The sequence below is a fragment of the Pseudoxanthomonas sp. PXM01 genome (assembly GCF_014851815.1).
Classification (GTDB): domain Bacteria; phylum Pseudomonadota; class Gammaproteobacteria; order Xanthomonadales; family Xanthomonadaceae; genus Pseudoxanthomonas_A.
In genome coordinates this window covers 986317-1004482 of record NZ_JACVAJ010000002.1, presented here as the reverse complement: position 1 = coordinate 1004482, position 18166 = coordinate 986317, and the positions used below count along the sequence as shown (strand labels likewise).

Below are 18166 nucleotides of genomic sequence, written 5' to 3'. Positions count from 1 at the left end.
CGTGGAATGCGGCTGCTACCATCGCCGCCGGGACGCGCAGGCTTCGCGGTCTGCCTCTGCCGCGCCAGCATGACGTCACTCCGGGAGCACGCTGCATGAAACACCTGATCCTCTGCCTGCTGCTCGCTGCCGCGTGGCTCCCGTTGCGCGCCGAAGCGTGCTCCTGCGCGCGTCCCGGCACGCCGGTCGAGGAGAAGGACCAGCACACGCGCGTGTTCCTGGGGCGCGTGCAGGCCATCGAGGAAGACCTGCGCGGCGAGCCTCGCCGGCGTGTGCGCTTCATCGTGAGCGAAACCTTCAAGGGCACGCCCGTGCGCCGGCTCACCGTGGACACCGGCATCGGCGGCGGCGATTGCGGTTACGCCTTCCGCACCGGGCAGGAGTACGTGGTGTACGCCTGGGGCAAGGACGACGCACTGGCGACGGGCATCTGTTCGCTGACCGGCCCGGCGACGCATCCGCGCAGCGGGCTGGACGTCCTGCGCGGGGACAAGTGACGCCCATCGCGTGAACGTCCAGCGGCCTTCGGGGAGCTGGACGGCGTTCCACGCAAATACGTGCAGGTCGCGCGCGCCATCGCGCATGTCCATACCGCGGTGAGCACGGGCCGCATACGCGGGCGGCACGCGTCGATGCGCCGTGCCGTGGCAAACGCGCGCCGGATCGATCCAGCGCCGCGCGATGCCACGCCTACGATGACGGGATCCCGTACCGACCAGGAATTCCCGTGAAGCCACGTCTCCGCCGCTGGATCCTGAGCGCCTGTGCGGCTTGCCTGCCGCTGCTGTCCGTCAACGCGGGGCCGGCACTGCAGGAGTCGTTCGACCTCAGCGTGCCGATGCCGCCGACGCCGGTGGCCGTCGACGGGCACGCGCGGCTGTTCTACGAACTGCACCTGGCCAACTTCTCGCGGCGCGCACTGGATCCGGTGCGCGTCGACGTGCTGGATGCCCACGCCGGCGTGCCATTGGCCTCGTTCGCGGGCGAGGCCCTCGAACGGCAACTGGATCGCTCCGGACTGCAATGGCAGGCGAAGGCCGGCGCGCCGATCGAGCCGGGGCGCCGCGGCATCGTGTTCTTCGAACTGGCGCTGCCGGCGGGCGCGCAACCGCCGCGCACGCTGCGGCACCGCGTGGCGTTCCGCGCCGCCGATGGCGCGGTGGTGCAGGTGGAAGGCGCAGCCGTTTCCGTCGCGCGCGAACCGGCGGTCGTGCTGGGTCCGCCCCTGCGCGGCGGACCGTGGATCGCGATCCATGATCCGTCATGGGAACGCGGTCATCGCCGCGTCGCCTACGCCATCGATGGCAAGGCGCGCACGCCCGGACGTGTCGCGGTCGACTGGGTGAAGCTGGATGCGCAGGGACGCAAGACGGACCGCGCGGACGGACAGGTCGCCGACGCCTACAGCCATGGCGAAGACGTGCTGGCGGTCGCCGACGGCACGGTGGTGGGCGTGCGCGACGACCTGCCGGAGCGGCGCCGGCTGGATGAGGCGTCGGACCATGGGCTCGAGACCGGTGGCGGCAACACGCTCGTGCTCGATCTCGGCGGTGGCCGCTTCGCGTTCTACGGCCACCTGCGCCCGGGCAGTGTGCAGGTCGCCGTCGGACAGCGCGTGCGCAAGGGGCAGACGATCGCCGAGGTGGGGTTCACCGGTAGCGCGTCCGATCCGCAGTTGCATTTCAACCTGGCCGATGGCCCCAGCGCGCTGGGCAGCGAAGGCCTGCCGTTCGCCATCGACGGGTTCCGCGCGCTCGGTGCGTATGCGCGCATCGACGACGTCGGCCGCACGCGCTGGACGCCGCGGCCCGGCGGCGAGGGGATGCGTGCGCGCGAACTGCCGGCCGGCAACAGCGTGGTGTGGTTCGCGGACTGACCGGAGTGCAGCACCGGTTCTCGCACGCGGGCTGGACCACGCGCGTCGCCTTGCGGGCGGAGCCGGCACCGGTCTGATCGTCGCGACCCATGCGCACCCGTGGCGGGGGCTGGCCGCGGTGCCGGCCGCCTGTATACAGTGCACGGCACGACGTCGCCGCGTCGGACCGGCCGGGAGCATGGGGATGTTCCGGCCTGCGCGCGACGCATCACCAGGAAGGGTAATCCGATGGGAAACGTCGTCAAGATCCTGCTCGGCATGCTGGTCGTGCTGGCGATCGTCGCGGGCATCACCCTGCTGCGAAGCAAAGCACCGGCCGAAGCGCCGTACGATGGCCTGATGCCTAAAGGCGAGGTGAGCGCGGAACAGCTGCAGGCGTCGGTGGACAGCATGCGCGCCAAGGCCGAAGCGTCCAACCCCGACATGGCGAAGACGGATGCGCTGAAGGCGTACGTCGCCACCGAGTCGGCCAAGCAGTTCGACGACATGGGCGCGCGGGAACGGGCGTTCTCGGCGGCCAGCATGTTCTGGGGCTTCGATTACATGAACGTGCGTGCCCGCGCCGATTACTGCCGGCAGCGCGGTGTGGACCTGACGCCGTTCGTCACGGCCTTCCTGGCGACCCATCGCCTCGAACGCGAGCGGAGCCGGGCCGTGGCCGCCGCGGAGGGGGTCGACCTGGACCAGCAGGAAGCCAAGGTGCGCGAGGTGATCATGGGCCAGGTGGAGCAGGACATGAAGGACGTGGCGCTGGGTGCGCAGATTCCCGTCGAGAAGACCTGCGACCTGTTCAACGAGAACGCCGAGCAGCTGGCGGCCTTCATCCAGTTGCCGCCGCACGTGAAGACCGCGCTGATGGCGCAGTAGCCACTACGGCGCCGCACGCGCAGGGACGCCATGCTCAAGCACCTGACCCGCCTGTTCTCCCGTCCGCAGGCCGCGCCGGCGACCGAGCGTCCGCGCGTCGCGGTGGACATGGCCTGGTTCGCCGATACGCGGTTGCCGATCGTGGATTGGGAACGCCTGGACGCACAGGCCGGCGACCGGACCGGCGAGGCGGCGCACGCGTTCTGGGACTCGGCCGCGCAGGAGTGGCTGGAGGCCCTGCGTGACGCACTGGGCGCGCACTACCGCATCACCGGATCGCAGGACTTCCTGTTGCTGTCCACGCTGGAGGCGCGTCCGGCGCAGGTCTTCCTGGCGACCTGCCAGCGCATGCGTGCGCGCATCGTGCGCAATCTCGGGCCGCTGGCCGACCAGAGTGGTTGGGGGCGGCACGTGGTGATGGTGTTCGACGATCCCGACGACTATTACGACTACGTCGGCCATTACTACCCCGAAGGCGGCGAGTACGCGATGTCGTCGGGCATGTTCATCCAGGCCGGCTACGGGCATTTCGTGATGCCGCTGGAGCAGATCGACGCGATGGAACCGGTGATCGCGCACGAGCTGACCCATTGCCTGCTGACCCATCTGCCCATCCCGGCGTGGCTCAACGAAGGGCTGGCGGTGAACACCGAACACACGATGTTCCCGCAACTGGCCGCCCCGCAGGCGCAGCTCTATTTCCCGCACGAGGTCGCGGCGCAGCATGCCGCCTACTGGAACGCCGACAGCATCCAGGCGTTCTGGTCGGGCAGGTCGTTCCTCGCCACCGACGACGGCAACCGTCTGTCGTACGACCTGGCGAAGAAGATCACCGCGCTCGCGGCGCACGACGAGGCCGCCTTTCGCGCGTTCGTCGCCGACGCGCACCTGCAGGACGGCGGGATGGCCGCCGAGCATCACCTCGGCTTTCCCATCGCGCACCTGGTGGAGGCCGTGCTGGGCGAGGGCCCTTGGCAACCGCAACCGGAGCGCTGGCGCGACGGCATCGAGCGCGGACAGTTCCGCTCCTCCTGACATGCGACATCGCCGGCTGCGAACACGGCAGGCAACGACTGCGTGATGACGCTTGCGGTCCGGTATGACTCAGCGTCGTGAAGACCGCTGGTCGACACATCGGTGGATTTTTCGCCGTGGTTAACCCATGTGCACGGCACCTCACGCGGCTGTCACCGGAGGGGGTCGAGGGTATTGGCCTTTCATCGTAGAGTGGATCGTCATGTGGGCTACGATGGCCATCAGGATCCGTCGCGCACGCCTGGGCGCCTCGCTGACGCAGGCGCAGCTGGCGCGGCATACGGGTGTGAACCGCAGCGCGGTGGCCCAGTGGGAACGCGCCGAAGGTGCCACCACGCCGAGTGTCGCCAATCTCGCCAATATTGCGGTGGCCACCAAAGTCGCTTTCGAGTGGCTGGCGACCGGACGCGGCACCCGTCCCGCGCTTGATCTGGAGACACCCGCCGTGTCCAGGGCCTTCGCGATGGATGAACTCGAGGCGCATTGCCTGGACAGCCTGCGACGCCTGACCCGGACCAGCCGGCGGCTGGTCTGCGAACTGCTGGAGGAGCTGGCCAGCAAGCGCTGAGGCGCAGGCATGGCCGACGCGCGCGGAAGGATGCGTGTCAGAGGTAGGGCGTTGCGATGGCGCGACGCCGTCCGCTCCGCGGAGGCCGGAGGTTCCCGATGATCGCGCGACCGACCTGTCATCCCTGGCGCCGCGCAGGCCTGTTGCTCGCGCTGGCCATGGTCGTGGTCGGTTGCAGTACGCGTGGACCGGTGCGTGCCGGTCCGGACGCCGGCAGGGAGGTGAAGCAGATCCCGAGCCGTGTACCGCACGATGCCGCCGCCCGTCCGCACTTCAGCGACGAGACCGCAGCGCCGGCCATGACCGGCGACGCTATGGACGCCCCTGCGATGGCGGGCGCCGTCGCGCCGCCTCCCCCGACCGCGGATGCGCGGATGGCAACGGCGACGGCGGTCGCGGCCACGACGCTGTGTCCGTTCGGCGACCCGGTACCGCGGCGCGGGCTGGACTTCGGCGGCACCGAGCGCGTCGTACGCGCGGGCTATGCCCTGTTGCACAGCGCCGACCTGAAGACGCCCTACTGGGTATGCGAGACCTATACGACGGCCTCGCTGCGCAACAACGTCGAACGCGGGTCGCGGTCCTTCAAGACCGATCCGCAGCTGCGTCTGGCGCGCGCGGTGCCGGGTGATTACCGCGGTTCGTCCGAACATCGCACGCGCGCCGGCCCGTTCCCGATCGACATCGGCCACATGGCGCCGGCCGAGGCGCATTCGAGCAGCGAGTCGCGCATCGTCGACACGTTCTACCTCTCCAACGCCGTGCCGCAGCACCGGTCGATGAACCGCGGGCAGTGGGCACGGCTGGAAGCCTGCGCGCGCACCACCGGGCCGGTGCGCGGCGCCAAGTGGGTGATCAGCGGGCCGATGGTCTATACCGAACGCGATGTCGCGTTCGTCACCGTCGACACCATCGGCGATGGCGTAGTGATCCCGACGCACACGTGGAAGATCCTGGTCTACCGCGCGCCGGGCGACGAACTGCGCGCATGGGCCGCGGTGATGCCGAACGAGGTATTGCCGGAGAATTCGCAGCTCGACGATTTCGCCGCCAGCATCGATGCCATCGAGGACGCTACCGGCTTCGACTTCCTGCCCCAGCTCGGCGCCGCCGAACAACGGCGCCTGGAGGCATCGGTGCATCCGATCGCATGCCAGTGATGGCATGTGCGCCCGCATGCCATCGCGGCGTCACGCATGTCGGGCGCGGTAGGAGGCGAAGCCTCGTGGGCGGATCCGGCCGCCCGCTAGTCGACGAGATGGAGCAGGTGCGCGGATGCGGCGGCCTGGGTGCGATTCTCGACGTGCAGCTTGCTGAGAATGTTGGCCACATGCCAGCGCACGGTGTTGACCGAGATGAACAGTGATGCGCCGATCTGCGTGTTGGACGCGCCTTCGCTCAACAGGCGCAGGACGCGAAGCTCCTTCTCGGTGAGGGACTCGATGACGCCGTCAACGGGGACATGGGTTGCCGCGCTGGGCGAGGACGGCGTCGCGGACGCGGCAGCGGGCAGTGCGGTGGTGGCTGCGGCGCAGATGCGCGCAAGGTAGTCGGCCTCTGCCGACGACAGTTGCGCGGTGCCGTCCTTGTTGCGTGCGAAGGCCAGGAAGGTGGCGCCGGCAACGTCGCCCTGGTCGAGGATGCTGCGGATGAAGCCCTCCGCTGCCCCAAGTGCGAGGATGTCTTTGGCCGTCGCGAACGCGGCAGCTTGCTGGCCGGCGCGAGCGTAGGCGACCAGCAGCAGCGACAGGAGCTGGATCTCGCGCGTGACGCGGCCCGCATGCCTCGCTAGTCGGACAAGTGCCTGCAGGTCAGGGATAGCGGCGTCGGCGCGGCCCTCGGCCACCAGAAGGCGGCAGCGACTGATGGCGCAATGCACGGGCACGCGCGACCATGCATCGGGCAACGGAATCCTATGGTCGATGCCTGCATGGCGTGCAAAACGCTGGGCACCTGCGAGATCCCCCGCCGCCAGTTTCAACCGGATGGATTCACTGTTGACCACGGCATTGGTGCGCTCGAATGTCGTTTTGATATTGGACGTGATGGCCTGCTCGAGGTGGGCGAGGGCCGCGGGGACGTCCCCGCGCGCACCGAGGATCCCGGCCATGGCCAGGAAACTGCTGGTGCGGACGGCCTCCACGTAACCGCACTCGGCCACGCGCGGCAGCTCCCGTTCCAGTACAGCGTGTGCAGCGTCGAGGTCGTTGGTCTCGTAGTCGACCACGGCCAGGAGCATGCGCGGCATGGCAGCGTTGAAAGAATGCTCGCCCGTGCACTGCACGGCATCGCGTATCGCGCGGGCGAACGCCTCTCTCGCCATCAGGAGCCTTCCCTGCGCGAGATGTACCAGCCCCGCGAGGCACTGGGCGTAGCAGACCCCATACAGGTTCTCGATCTCACGGTTGAGGGGCTCGGCCTTCACGGCACATGCCATCGCCTGGCTGAAGTCGCCTCGCGCGAGTGCGGCCAATCCAGCGACGTTCCAGAGGTTGGCCGACAGGAATTGGTAGGCGGGTGTCTCCGGGAAGCGGACCGATGCCATGGCCGACGCCCGCTCGATGTCATCGGATACCAGGGCGCCCATCGTGCGCAGTATGTGGATCTCCGCCTGCAACAGGTGGCGGGCGTCGTCCGAACCCTGGACCAGCGCTTCCGCATTGCCCCCGACCTGCTGCAGCAGGCGCTCGGCGGTGTCGACATGACCCATGGCGGTCATCGCCCAGCACCGGTACAGCAGCAAGCGAGGGTTCTTGCGGGTGACCTCTTCCGGGAAACGTTGCATCCAGCGCGCAACCTGCGGGACATCGCCACGGGTGATCATGCGGATGGCGAGGCGCTCGACCAGCTGCGCGGCATGGTCGAAATCGCCGCCATCCAATGTCAGGTTGGCGGCCTCCTCGTCCAATCCTGCGTTCTCGAACCACTGACTGGCGATCCGGTATAGATCGAGAGGCGCGCCGGCATGCTGGCGACCGAGCTGCACGCGCAGGAAGTCGCGGAACAGATGGTGGTAGCGGTACCACTTGCGCTTGAGGTCCAGCGGAAACAGGAACAGGCCCTGGGCCTCGATCCGCTCGATCATCGCTTGCGCGTCGTCGCGGCCTGTCAGGGCATTGCAGACATCCGCGTTCATGCGTTCCAGGATCGAGGTGTACAGCAGGAACTGCTGGACCTCCTCCGGTTGGCGACGCACGACCTCCGAAGCCAGGTAGTCGGCGATGTCGCGTGTATCGCCGGACAGCGCTTGCAGCGCTTCCGCGTGGTCAGGACTTTCCTTGAGGAACAAGCTCGCCAACTGCAGGCCCGCCCCCCAACCCTCGGTATGGCCGAGCAGCACGCCCAGCTGATGCCGCGACAGGCGCAAGTCGTGCACCTGTCGTAGGAAGGAGTCCGCCTCCGCCGTATTGAAGGCCAGGTCGTGTGCGTTCAGTTCGTGCAACGCGTCGCTGGCCCTATAGCGTGCGATGGGCAGCGCAGGCGTGACGCGGCTGGCGATGACGAGGTGGAGTCGCGCAGACGTCCGTTCGATAAGAAGCTGTACCAGCTCGTTGAGTTCAGGGGTCTCGGCGAGGTGGTAGTCGTCCAGGAAAAGAACGCGATCGTCGTCGAGACGATCGAGATCGTTGGCGATCCGGATGGTCACCTCGTCCACGTCCAGCGATGCCACGCGGCCTTCCACGAAACTCTCCGTCGAGGAGGAGACGACCGGATGCTGGCGATTGAAGCCGGCGATCAGATGGCTGACGAAAACGAATGTGTTTCGGTCGGCGCGATCGAGCGATAGCCATACCGCCCGTTCGCCGAGGTGCCGATGACATTGCGCGACCAGCGTGGTCTTGCCGAAGCCCGCGGCCGCCGTCACCAGCACGACCTTGGGCAGATTGCACGCCAGGCGCGTCGTCAGACGGGGGCGGTCTATCGCCTCGGCGAGCAGCGCGGGCGGCCGGAGTTTCGTGGACAGGATTTGCGATGTACGAGGCGACATGGCGTTTCCTCTCGGGGCATTCGCGGTCCAACACGGAGCGGGCAGCTTGCTATCAGATCGCGGCATCGTCGTCGCGGTTGTCCGCTTCGACTGCATCGCGAGGAATGTGACACCTCCGACGTTTCGCCTCTGAAGGAATCTACTCCTTCGAATGTCCGCACGCATTTGTGACAGCGACGGCGTAGCCGGACGGGTCGTGCTGCTGCAAGACCATCCTTTCAGACGGCGACAGTGCGCTGCGTCGCGCGCAGAGTGCCAATCACGACTCAACCCAACGCGAATGGAGGTCACCATGCAAGGCTTCGAGACAAACACGTTGTGTGCGGCTGCGACCGATGACAGGACGGTCGGCAGGCAGGGCTTCGCCCCCGTCGCGGAAAGATCCGACGACGAGGGTGCGCGTATCGATGATCCCCTCCCATCCGAAACGCTCGCGTGCGCCACGCATGTATGGGATTGGCCGGAAGGTCAGCTGGGCCGCATATCGGCGGCCGTGATCGGGCTGGGGCATGCCGGTCTCCCGATGGCGGTGGCGATGGCACGGATGTTCCCCACCATCGGATTCGATATCGACGAGATCCGCATCTGGATGCTGCGAAGGGGCGTCGACTGCACCGGTGAGGTGTCGGAGAGCGACCTCGCGAGAACGCGGTTGGACCTGCATGACGACAGGGAATCTCTCGCAGGCTGCAACTTCTTCATCGTCGCCGTCCCCACGCCGCTGACGGCGGGAGGGAAGCCCGACCTCTCGCTGCTGGAAGCTGCATGCGCATTGATTGGTGGAGTGATGCGGCCGGGCGCCATCGTCGTATTCGAGTCCACGGTGTTTCCCGGTGCCACCGAGGAGGTCTGTGGTCCAGCACTGGAGAGGGCGAGCGGCCTGGCGTGCGGCATCGATTTCAAGCTGGCTTACAGCCCCGAGCGCGTGAATCCGGGCGACCCGGAGCACACGCTGGAGAGCGTGATCAAGGTGGTGTCGGCCCAGGACGCGAAATCACTGGCCGTCGTCGCGTCCGTGTACGAAGCGATCATTGGTGCGGGAGTCCATCGGGCCGCTTCAATCAAGGTCGCGGAGGCGGCGAAAGTGCTCGAGACGACACAACGCGACGTCAACATCGCGCTGATGAACGAGATGGCGAAGATCTGCGCGCTGGTCGGCATCCGCACCGCCGATGTGCTGAAGACGGCATCGACGAAGTGGAACTTCCTTCCCTTCACTCCCGGGCTGGTGGGCGGCGGCCATCACATCGGTGTGGAGCCGCTCTACCTCAATGCGCGGGCGGAGCAACTGGGCTACCACCCGGAGATCATCCTGGCAGGGCGCCGGGTCAACGACAGCATGCCGGCCTACGTGGCCAGCCGCATCGTGCTGGCGCTCGCGGCGAAGGAGAAGAAAGTGCGTGGTGCTCGCGTGGGCGTACTCGGCCTCGCCTTCAAGGAGGGCATCGGAGACCTGCGCGACTCAAAGGCGTTCGAACTGGCTGAAGCCCTGGGCATCTACGGGATCAAGGCGCGCGTCGCCGACACCCGGGCCGACTTCTACGAGGCGCGGCGCGAGTACGGCATCGACCTGGAGGACGCGACGGGCTGGACCAGCCTCGACGTACTCGTGCTCGCCGTGCCGCACCCGGAGTACGTCGACGGCATCCATACCCTGATCGACCACGCGCTGCGCCCGGGCGGCTTGCTGGTCGACATCAAGTCGGTCATCGAACCGTCCAGCCTGCGCGAGGACGTGGTGCTGCTATCGCTGTAGCTGCGTGCTTGGGTCCACGGTGTCGCGTGGGTGCTGCAGCGCCCATTCGACGGCGCTCCGCAGGTCGCGAGCGCCCTCGTTGCCATCGTCGGGGCGCTGGACCAGCACGGCGTGGAAAAGCTGCAGCGCGGCGTCGTCGAGGTCGCCACGCAGCACGACCGCCAGCAACGTGCCGCTGCGCCAGCGTTCGAGCAGGGGAAGCACGAAGCCGATGCCGCGATGGGCGATCACCGATCGCACCGCGCGTCGCTGCAGCCACAGGTCGATCGCGCTGAACGGGGATGCGGCACCGGGCGAGGACAGGGCCAGCACGACCAGACGTTCGTCGTCCGGCGCATCGCGATGCAGGACATCCAGTGCCGCGGAGAGCCGCGGCATGCGCTCGTGCAGCATCGTGTTGTTCCAGGCGGCCTGGTGTCCTGGCGGCGCCCGGAGCCAGCCGGCGAGGTAGTCGTCGAGTTCACTGCGCGCAGCGTCCAGCGGCAACCGCGCGGGCAGGAGGTCTTCGTCGCGCAGCCAAGCCCATGGCGCGGGCAGATCGAGCGATGCGAGCCAGCGGTCGAGCCGCGCGTGCAGGGCAGGCGATAGCGTGTTGCGCAACGACGCGGGCTCTCCGTGCAGAAGACGCGCGGACGAGTCACGGCACAGTGCGATGATCGCCAGCATGAGGTCGTCCCCGCCGGCCGCCGTCCTCAGGACGTGGCGCCACTCCTCGGCTTCCTGCAGGTGGACAGGGAGCAGCAACGGATCGCAGGGCGGTCCCCCGCCGGTTGCCGCCATCGCCAGGCATTCGGCCAACGCGGCGCGCTCCGTGCAATGACCACACATGACAGGACTCCGCGGATGAGGGGGCCTCCTCCCTTTCGCGTCCCGGCGCGTTCACCGGACGCTGGCGCCGCGTCATTCGGTGGGAGAGATCGTGCCGGTCCGGTCGAACGTTGCCAGCAGGGCGCGCAAGGCCAGCGTTTCCGCATGCGTCTGGCCATATGCCGCCTGCGCGTAGGCGACGGCATTCACCAGCGTGGTGCGCGCCGCCCGGGGGTCCTTGTCGCGGCGCAGCTCGAGCTCGGCACGCATTACCCGTACGCGCGCCTGCCACGCCGGCCGCTGGTTGGAGGCCGGTTGCTGCGGCAGCGTCGCTTCAAGCGACGACACCAGCGTGTCCGCAAGGACGAGGTCGCCGGTGCGCAGGGCCAACCGCGCCTGCAGCAGGCGGTTGAGCGAGCCCCAGATGAAGTCCGGCGCGTACGCCTTGAGCAGGTCCGCGTTCTCATCCAGCAGGTCCCGGGCCTGCGCGATGTCGCCGGGCGCGTCGCGTTCGATCAGGCCTTCGACCAGGCTGATGCGGTGCAGCGGTGCCAACGGCAGGCGGTTGTGACGGCTGGCGGTCAGGGTGGCTTCCAGGATGCCGATGGCCTCGTTCACCTGCTGGCGACGGACAACGGGCGTCGGTGCGCGGAGGGTGAGCAGGCGAAGGGCCAGCATCGACTGGACCCGTTGCACGTCATCATGGTCGGCAGGATAGGCCGCACGCAGGATCGTATCGGCCCGGCGTAGCAGGGCGATGCCGTCGATGCGGCTATCGGGATCGAACAGCGAGGTCAGCGCGCGCACGCGCAGCACGTCGGCGTACTCCGGGTGCTGCTCGCCGTAGTGACGGCGCACGATCGCGTCGGCGCGGTCCAGCCCGTCCTGGCACGCACGCAACGCACCGAGCGCGCAGTCGGCGTGGGCCAGCAGGCGCCAGGCACGGCCGACCAGCGGATGCGACTCGCCCAGTCGCCGGCGATAGTCCGTCAGCACCTGCATGGCCAGGCCGCGTCCGTCCTCCATGCGCCCCAGCGCCATGAGATTCTGGGCGACGAGGAAGCGGGCGCCATCGGCCACCAGCGGTGCGCGGTCGCGCGACAGGACGATCGCCGCCTGGAGGTCGGCATCGGCATCGGCGAAACGGATCTGCCGCAGCGCCCATTGGCCGCGCAGCGCCAGCAGTTCCGCCTGCGCGATCGCGTCGCCGTTCTTCCTGGCAAGTGCCAGTGCGAGCGTGAGGGTGCGCTCCGCGTCGGCCCGCTGCAGCTGATGCCATTGGCTGCGTGCCTGCTCGGTCAACAGCTGCACCCGCACGGCGGCAGGGGCATCGTCGCCGGCCGCAGCGAGCGCGTCGTCCGCGACCTGGCGGGCCTCGGCGGGCTTGCCCTGCAGGTTCAACAGCGCGGCCAGGGTGGCGGCGTTGCTGGCGGATTCGTCGGGCTGCAGCGCACTCGCCTCCTGGGCCAGCACCGTTGCGCGGGCGTAGTCGCCGATCGCCATGTAGTTGCGTGCCAGTACGCCGAGGCCGCGCGCCTGCACGCCGGGATACGCGCGCAGGTCCATCGCGCGCATGCGGACTTCGGCGTCCGCCAGCAACTGGTGCGAGGACATCGGCGTGGCGCCGAGCCCCGACAGCGTGGCGGTACCCAGCGTCTGCTCGAATACGTGCGCCAGGGCCTGCGTATCGGCGGCCTCGCGCGCGAGGCGCTGGCTGTGCCAGGCGGCCAGGCCGCCCCCCAATGCCAATGCGAACACGCAGATGGCCACCGCCACGCTGGCTGCACGATGGCGCATCACCGTGCGGCCCATGCGGTACAGGACACTGCCGTTGCGCGCCTGGACCGGCCGCCGTTGCAGCCATGCCTGCAGGTCGGCGCGTAATGCGACGACGGAGGCATAGCGGGCATCCGGCCGGGCGGCGGTGGCGCGCGTTGCGATGGCATCCAGGTCCCCGGCCAGTTGTCGCGCCAGTGCGGTCGCCGAGCGGACACCGCGTGCGCGCGTCGCCTCGGGTGGCAGGCTGGCGGCCAGCCGTGACATCAGCGCATCCGGTGCTTCGACGGCTGGCGCCGGGCGTGGCGCCAGCTGCAGCGGCGAACGGGTGGGCGGCAGTGCGCCGCCCAGCAGCGAGTACATCAACCGGCCCATCGACCACACGTCGGCGGTGACATGCGTCGCGATGTCCGACAGCGCTTCCGGCGCGGTGTAGCCCTGCGACATCGCCAACCGCGGCACGCTGCCGGGTGCGGTCAGCGAGGCGGTCAGGCCGAAGTCGAGCAACTGCACCTGGCCGTCGTGGGTCACCATCAGGTTGGACGGTTTGATGTCCTGGTGCAGGACATGATGGTCGTGCGCGTAGGCGAGTGCATCGCAGGCCTGCACGAGCAGCACCACGCGCTGCCGCAGGGTCGCCTGGCGCCGGTCGCACCAGACATCGATCTGGTCGCCCTGCACGTAGCGCAGGGCGAACCACGGATTGCCATGGCGGTCCACGCCGCCGTCGATCAATCCGGCGATCCCGGGGTGGTCCAGCGCCGCCAACGTCTCACGCTCGCGCAGGAAACTGGCGACGAGGGGCGGCGACGACAGTTCGCGGTGGATGCATTTCAGCGCCACCCGCTGCCGGTACTGGCCGTCATCGCGCTGCGCTTCGTAGACGGTGCCCATGCCACCGGCACCAAGGATCCGCTCGATGCGCCAAGGACCCAGCCGCTGGCCGAGCAAGGGATCGCGTGCGGATGCGGTCGGCCTCGCCGGGATGGCGAGCGTGCCGGTCACCTGGTCAAGAAGGTCGGTCTGCCGGCCAGCGTCCAGCGCCATGTCCGACGACAGCAGGCGCTGCAGCATGCGGTGGGTGTCGGGATCTTCGGATGCCAGGGCGGCCAGCGCTGCGGCACGGTCCCCGAGCGGCAGCGCAAGGTACTCGTCGAACAGCGCCAAGGCGCGGAGGACGGGTGCGCTCATGCGCGCCGGCCCGGAGGATGGCGCACGTTCCGGGCGGTCGCGCGCATTCCGGCGGAGTGATGGCAGGGGCACCTCATGGGACGATCCTCCCGGCGGGTAGTGTCATGTGAGGTGACATCGGCAAGACGCACGCCGACAGGACGCAGCAGCGGGCGCCACTGAGGGGGGCAGGAGCGCCCGGACACATGTACCACGACGATGACGCGGCAAACACACGCGCCGGTCCAGACTCCTGGCATCGCACAGGAGAACACGTATGACGACCCCGACCCGAGAAGACGTCATCCTGCAGCTGGATCGCGTGGATACCGCGCTGGAAGCGCCCGACGCCGACAAGGCGGCGCTGATGCGGCAGGCCGTTGACTGGCTGGCGGAGAACCCGCCGAAGGTCGCGGCAGATGCGCTGTACTACCGCGAGCGTCTGCAGGTGATCCGCGAGCGCCACGGCGTGGCGTAGCGCACTGCCGCTTACGCCTGGTACTGCTTCTCTTCGATGAAGCGGGAACCCGCCAGGCGGTTGATCGTGTTCTTCACCGCAATGCGCTCGCCGTTGCGCTGAGCGACCGCGCGCGCCAGCGTGACGAATTCCTCGTCGAAGGCCTGCGCGGCTTCCTTGGCGCGCAGTGCGTCCTGCACGTCCCACATGCGCTCGTTGATCGCACGCAGGTCGCGCTTCAGCGGGGCGAGTTCGTCCTGCGCGCCTTCCAGCGGCATCCACAGCGCACGCAGGCCCTCCAGTTCGACCTGCACGTGCTGGCGCTTGCCGGCGTCTTCGATGCGTTCGGCCTTGATCTCGAGGATGGTCAGCTTGTCGGCCAGTTCGCCGATGGAGACGGGGATGAGAATGGTGTTCATGCGCCCATTCTAGCGCTGGTGGGGGCGATGACGGCGTGCATGGCATGATGCGCCGTCCCTTGATGGTCGGAGAGTGCCCGCATGCTGCAGCGCCTGTTCGTGTCGATCTTCCTGTTGGCCGTATCGCCTCTGGTGCTCGCGGCGCCGTCGCAGGTCCGCATCGTCCAGCAGGAGGGGGCGTACGTATTGCTGGTGGATGGTGCGCCGTTCCGCGTGAAGGGTGCCGGCATGGGCGGGGAAGGGCAGGAGGCCTTGGCCGCGCGAGGCGGCAATTCCTTCCGGACCTGGAGCACCGGCCTGGACGAGGCCAGGGTGCGCGTGATGCTGGACCGCGCGCAACGCAACGGCCTGAAAGTGGCGATGGGCATCGAGGTCGGCAACGAGCGCCACGGGTTCGACTACGACGATGCCAACGCGGTGAAGAAGCAGCGCGAGCGCATCCGTCGCGAAGTCGCGCTCTACAAGGATCATCCCGCCGTGCTGATGTGGGTGGTGGGCAACGAACTGAACCTGCATTACAGCAATCCGAAAGTCTGGGATGCGGTGGGCGGCATCGCCGACGCGATCCACAAGGAAGATCCGAACCACCCTGTGATGACCACGTTGGCCGGCTTCGACAAGAAGCTCATCGACCTGCTGAAGGCGCGTGCGCCATCGCTGGACCTGATCGGCATCCAGCTGTACGGCGACATCGGCGCATTGCCGGAGAAGCTGCAAAGCAGTGGATGGACCGGTCCGTACGTCGTCACCGAATGGGGCCCGACCGGCCATTGGGAAAGTCCGTTGACCACGTGGAAGGCGCCGATCGAGGACGATGCGTCGCGCAAGGCAGCCCTGTTGCAGCAGCGCTACGAACAGGTGATCGCGTCGGACACCAAGCAGGGATTGGGCTCGTACGTGTTCCTGTGGGGCAACAAGCAGGAACGCACGCCGACGTGGTACGGCCTGTTCCTGCCCAGCGGCGAAAGCACGCCGGCGGTGGACGCGATGCAGTACGTCTGGACCGGCGCGTGGCCTGCGAACCGTGCGCCGTCGATCCAGCCATTGCGGCTGGACGGCCGTGTCGCCCTCGACAGCATCACGCTGGCGCCGGGCAAGACGTACACCGCGCAGGCCAAGGCGCACGATGCTGAGGGCGATCCGCTGCGTTATCGCTGGACCGTGCTGCACGAAAGCACCGCCACCAGCATCGGTGGCGATCGCGAGGATGTGCCGCCTGCGGTCGCGCTGGCCGTACAGGAAGACGGCAAAGGTGGCATGACCTTCACCGCACCGGAGACGGCGGGCATGTACCGGCTGTTCGTCGAAGTCCACGACGGCCAGGGGCATGCGGCCTACGCCAACCTGCCGTTCCGGGTGGAAGCGCGCTGACGGTTCCGTACACGGTGGCTATCAAGTCCCGGTCGCGGCTGTCGCGTCGACCGGCGTGTGACGAGCATCGGAGCTCCTTCCCGAAACCGGAGCATCCGCATGACCATGACCCAAACCCGCGCGCTGCACGCGCGGTGGCTGTTGCGCCTTTCCGCCGCTGCCGCGTTGATGCTGCTGGCATCGACCGCGCTGGCGCAGACGCGCCAGATCTTCATCTACCACGAGACCGACACCTTCAAGGTGGAACTGCGTGGTCAGGCGCAGATCTGGGCCGCCGACATCCCGTACAAGAAGCGCGTCCGCGTGCTGACCAACCTGGTCGCGTTTCGGGAGAAGTTCGACCCCGTTGCCGAGCGTGACATCGTGATCCAGTTCTACGACCACCTTGCGCGGAAGCATCCGGAGGTGCTGGAGAAGATGCGCAATCACGGCCGCGCCGCGAACACCTGGATCCAGAGTCCCGATTCGCAGGCGTACTACAGCCGTACCGAACACGGCAGCTTCACCTACGACGTGGTGCGGATCGACGACTTCAGCTACTCGCCGCGCAAGAATCCGCAGGCAAAGACGCCCGGTTACATCAAGGCGATGGAGATCCTGGGCATCAAGCCCTGAGGGCGGCTCCGGCGGTCGACCCCAGCGTTCCACGCATGGGGTCGACCTTCGCTGCTGCGGCGCAGCATAATAGTGGCATGGATGTCGCATCGCCCCCCGTTTCCTTCCCCTCCGTCGCCGAAACCCTGACTGCACGTCAGGTCGGCCTGATCCTGTTCGCGCTGACGCTGGGTGGCTTCGCCATCGGCACCAGCGAGTTCGCCAGCATGGGGCTGATGCCCAACATGGTGGCCTCGCTCGGCGTGACCGAGCCGCAGGTCGGCCATCTGATCAGCGCCTACGCGCTGGGTGTGGTGGTCGGTGCGCCGCTGCTGGCGATCCTCGGGGCGGGCTGGAAGCGCAAGACCCTGTTGCTCGCACTGATGGGGTTCTATGCGCTTGGCAACCTCGCCAGTGCGCTTGGGCCGACCTATGAAAGTCTCCTTGTCTTCCGATTCATCGCAGGCCTGCCGCATGGCGCGTACTTCGGCGTCGCCGCGCTGACGGCGGTTGCGATCAGTCCGCCGAACAAGCGCGGCCGCGCGATCAGCCTGGTCATGCTGGGCCTGACGCTGGCCATCCTGATCGGCAATCCGCTGGCCACCTGGCTGGGCCAGATCATCGACTGGCGCTGGGTGTTCGCCGCGGTGGCGATGGTGGCGCTGAGCACGGCGCTGCTGCTGGCGGTCTGGCTGCCGGCCGGTATCGACGGCGCGAAGGCGCATCCCCTGGACGAACTGCGCGCCTTCAACCGCCTGCCGGTGTGGCAGGCGCTGGCGATCGGTGCGATCGGCTTCGCCGGCATGTTCTCGGTCTTCAGTTACCTGGCACCGACGATGCTGGAGGTGACGCGTGTGTCGCCGGCATGGATTCCGCTGGGCCTGGCCGGGTTCGGCGTGGGCGGTGTGATCGGCAATTTCGTGGGCGGCTGGCTGTCGGACCGTTTCCAGTTGCGCGGCGCGTGGATGGTGCTGGCCTGGGCGATGGTGGCGCTGCTGATGTTCCCGCTGTTGGCGAAGGGATTGCCGACGATCCTGTTGGCCACGGTAACCATTGGATTGATGGGCGCACTGGGTCCGATTCTGCAATCCCACCTGATGGACGTGGCTGGCGATGCGCAGACGCTCGCTGCCGCCTCCCACCATGCCGCCTTCAACACCGCCAACGCACTGGGACCTTGGCTGGGCGGCATGGCGATCACGGCCGGTTACGGCTGGACATCGACGGGTTACGTCGGTGCGGCAATGGCGGTCGCAGGCCTGCTGATCTATGTGTGGGCACAGCGGACCTTGCGCGGTGCGAGCACGCCGGCCAACGTTGCCTGCGACACCGCCTCCTGAGTGCTGTCATCCCTGTGTCATGAAGTAACGCATTGAGTTGGGCCAGGATTTTCGGGTAGCACGCGATTGCTGTGCAGGCGTGTCACGAAACTGCAATAAAAAACATCGCCGTGCGGGCGTCAGTGCGGCTTAACTCCGTGCA

General features: G+C 68.0%; 15 protein-coding genes. 11 read left to right on the top strand and 4 right to left on the bottom strand.

Annotated elements, in window-relative coordinates:
- Nucleotides 1–95: 95 nt before the first annotated feature.
- The 6 genes from IB230_RS14175 (at nucleotide 96) to IB230_RS14150 (ending at nucleotide 5506) form a co-directional block, all read left to right on the top strand.
- Nucleotides 96–497: a hypothetical protein gene (locus IB230_RS14175; RefSeq protein ID WP_192273326.1), complete on the top strand. Its 402-nt coding sequence runs from the start codon at nucleotides 96–98 to the stop codon at nucleotides 495–497.
- Between the two features lie 230 nt (nucleotides 498–727).
- Nucleotides 728–1876, top strand: coding sequence for a M23 family metallopeptidase (locus tag IB230_RS14170; RefSeq protein WP_192273324.1), 1149 nt, complete (start codon nucleotides 728–730; stop codon nucleotides 1874–1876).
- A 228-nt stretch (nucleotides 1877–2104) separates the two neighbouring features.
- Nucleotides 2105–2743 carry a hypothetical protein gene (locus tag IB230_RS14165; protein ID WP_192273322.1) on the top strand — a complete coding sequence of 213 codons (639 nt, stop codon included), beginning with the start codon at nucleotides 2105–2107 and terminating at the stop codon, nucleotides 2741–2743.
- A 30-nt stretch (nucleotides 2744–2773) separates the two neighbouring features.
- The gene (locus IB230_RS14160) at nucleotides 2774–3778 is read left to right on the top strand and encodes a hypothetical protein (RefSeq protein ID WP_192273320.1); all 1005 of its coding nucleotides are present in this window, start codon (nucleotides 2774–2776) and stop codon (nucleotides 3776–3778) included.
- A gap of 214 nt (nucleotides 3779–3992) precedes the next feature.
- Nucleotides 3993–4346, top strand: a complete 354-nt coding sequence (locus IB230_RS19945) for a helix-turn-helix transcriptional regulator (protein WP_192273318.1) — start codon at nucleotides 3993–3995, stop codon at nucleotides 4344–4346.
- A gap of 98 nt (nucleotides 4347–4444) precedes the next feature.
- Nucleotides 4445–5506: a DNA/RNA non-specific endonuclease gene (locus tag IB230_RS14150; protein ID WP_192273316.1), complete on the top strand. Its 1062-nt coding sequence runs from the start codon at nucleotides 4445–4447 to the stop codon at nucleotides 5504–5506.
- Nucleotides 5507–5592: 86 nt separating this feature from the next.
- Here the strand turns inward: IB230_RS14150 and IB230_RS14145 are convergent, their stop codons facing one another.
- Nucleotides 5593–8499, bottom strand: coding sequence for a LuxR C-terminal-related transcriptional regulator (locus tag IB230_RS14145; protein WP_192273314.1), 2907 nt, complete (start codon nucleotides 8497–8499; stop codon nucleotides 5593–5595).
- On the opposite strand from IB230_RS14145, the gene IB230_RS14140 reads away from it, so the two are divergent.
- Nucleotides 8486–10090: a nucleotide sugar dehydrogenase gene (locus IB230_RS14140; RefSeq protein ID WP_225589518.1), complete on the top strand. Its 1605-nt coding sequence runs from the start codon at nucleotides 8486–8488 to the stop codon at nucleotides 10088–10090. The two genes, IB230_RS14145 and IB230_RS14140, sit on opposite strands and share 14 nt — an antisense overlap.
- Here the strand turns inward: IB230_RS14140 and IB230_RS14135 are convergent.
- Both IB230_RS14135 and IB230_RS14130 read right to left on the bottom strand, forming a co-directional pair.
- Nucleotides 10079–10918 carry a hypothetical protein gene (locus tag IB230_RS14135; protein WP_192273312.1) on the bottom strand — a complete coding sequence of 280 codons (840 nt, stop codon included), beginning with the start codon at nucleotides 10916–10918 and terminating at the stop codon, nucleotides 10079–10081. The two genes, IB230_RS14140 and IB230_RS14135, sit on opposite strands and share 12 nt — an antisense overlap.
- Before the next feature lie 72 nt (nucleotides 10919–10990).
- Nucleotides 10991–13864: a serine/threonine-protein kinase gene (locus IB230_RS14130; protein WP_192273310.1), complete on the bottom strand. Its 2874-nt coding sequence runs from the start codon at nucleotides 13862–13864 to the stop codon at nucleotides 10991–10993.
- 256 nt (nucleotides 13865–14120) lie between these two features.
- On the opposite strand from IB230_RS14130, the gene IB230_RS14125 reads away from it, so the two are divergent.
- Entirely contained in the window at nucleotides 14121–14321 is a 201-nt protein-coding gene (locus tag IB230_RS14125; RefSeq protein WP_192273308.1) for a hypothetical protein, read from the top strand.
- A gap of 11 nt (nucleotides 14322–14332) precedes the next feature.
- On the opposite strand, the gene IB230_RS14120 is transcribed toward IB230_RS14125, so the two are convergent.
- Complete coding sequence (locus tag IB230_RS14120) at nucleotides 14333–14719, bottom strand: DUF6165 family protein (RefSeq protein ID WP_192273307.1); 387 nt, start codon at nucleotides 14717–14719, stop codon at nucleotides 14333–14335.
- An 81-nt stretch (nucleotides 14720–14800) separates the two neighbouring features.
- On the opposite strand from IB230_RS14120, the gene IB230_RS14115 reads away from it, so the two are divergent.
- From IB230_RS14115 to IB230_RS14105, 3 genes are all read left to right on the top strand, one after another.
- The gene (locus tag IB230_RS14115) at nucleotides 14801–16090 is read left to right on the top strand and encodes a glycoside hydrolase family 2 TIM barrel-domain containing protein (protein WP_192273304.1); all 1290 of its coding nucleotides are present in this window, start codon (nucleotides 14801–14803) and stop codon (nucleotides 16088–16090) included.
- Nucleotides 16091–16189: 99 nt separating this feature from the next.
- Entirely contained in the window at nucleotides 16190–16705 is a 516-nt protein-coding gene (locus IB230_RS14110; RefSeq protein WP_192273301.1) for a hypothetical protein, read from the top strand.
- Between the two features lie 77 nt (nucleotides 16706–16782).
- Complete coding sequence (locus tag IB230_RS14105; protein ID WP_192273299.1) at nucleotides 16783–18024, top strand: MFS transporter; 1242 nt, start codon at nucleotides 16783–16785, stop codon at nucleotides 18022–18024.
- Nucleotides 18025–18166: the final 142 nt, after the last annotated feature.

Coding starts and splice junctions, on each gene's coding strand:
- IB230_RS14160 (WP_192273320.1), top strand. CDS start 2,774: ATGCTCAAGCACCTGACCCGCCTGTTCTCCCGTCCGCAGGCCGCGCCG.
- IB230_RS14165 (WP_192273322.1), top strand. CDS start 2,105: ATGGGAAACGTCGTCAAGATCCTGCTCGGCATGCTGGTCGTGCTGGCG.
- IB230_RS14150 (WP_192273316.1), top strand. CDS start 4,445: ATGATCGCGCGACCGACCTGTCATCCCTGGCGCCGCGCAGGCCTGTTG.
- IB230_RS14125 (WP_192273308.1), top strand. CDS start 14,121: ATGACGACCCCGACCCGAGAAGACGTCATCCTGCAGCTGGATCGCGTG.
- IB230_RS14130 (WP_192273310.1), bottom strand. CDS start 13,864: ATGAGCGCACCCGTCCTCCGCGCCTTGGCGCTGTTCGACGAGTACCTT.
- IB230_RS14135 (WP_192273312.1), bottom strand. CDS start 10,918: ATGTGTGGTCATTGCACGGAGCGCGCCGCGTTGGCCGAATGCCTGGCG.
- IB230_RS14105 (WP_192273299.1), top strand. CDS start 16,783: ATGGATGTCGCATCGCCCCCCGTTTCCTTCCCCTCCGTCGCCGAAACC.
- IB230_RS14115 (WP_192273304.1), top strand. CDS start 14,801: ATGCTGCAGCGCCTGTTCGTGTCGATCTTCCTGTTGGCCGTATCGCCT.
- IB230_RS14140 (WP_225589518.1), top strand. CDS start 8,486: ATGTCCGCACGCATTTGTGACAGCGACGGCGTAGCCGGACGGGTCGTG.
- IB230_RS14110 (WP_192273301.1), top strand. CDS start 16,190: ATGACCATGACCCAAACCCGCGCGCTGCACGCGCGGTGGCTGTTGCGC.
- IB230_RS14175 (WP_192273326.1), top strand. CDS start 96: ATGAAACACCTGATCCTCTGCCTGCTGCTCGCTGCCGCGTGGCTCCCG.
- IB230_RS19945 (WP_192273318.1), top strand. CDS start 3,993: ATGGCCATCAGGATCCGTCGCGCACGCCTGGGCGCCTCGCTGACGCAG.
- IB230_RS14145 (WP_192273314.1), bottom strand. CDS start 8,499: ATGCGTGCGGACATTCGAAGGAGTAGATTCCTTCAGAGGCGAAACGTC.
- IB230_RS14120 (WP_192273307.1), bottom strand. CDS start 14,719: ATGAACACCATTCTCATCCCCGTCTCCATCGGCGAACTGGCCGACAAG.